Annotated in this window: 1 protein-coding gene; it reads right to left on the reverse strand. The window is 42.1% G+C overall.

The genetic code is table 11. The features are described from left to right. A partial coding sequence (locus tag IE222_RS26265; protein ID WP_191277318.1) for a hypothetical protein occupies positions 1-202 on the reverse strand: 202 nt, incomplete at both ends.

The following is a 202-nucleotide window of genomic DNA, read 5'->3' on the forward strand; positions in this document are numbered from 1 at the left end:
TGTACCTTCCTTAAACTCTGAACCGTTCACTGAATAGTAGGTCGTATCTACTCCGCTTAAATTGTCAGTTGCCGTTAATTCTACTGCTACTTCCCCTGGATGCCACTCACTAGTGACGTTAGAAACTGTTTCAGGAGCTGTCCAATCGATTTTTACTTGAACCGTTTTTGTCTCTTCTACATTTCCAGCTTTATCAACGCTG

The organism is Neobacillus kokaensis (assembly GCF_014656545.1).
GTDB classification, from domain to species: Bacteria; Bacillota; Bacilli; order Bacillales; family Cytobacillaceae; genus Neobacillus; species Neobacillus kokaensis.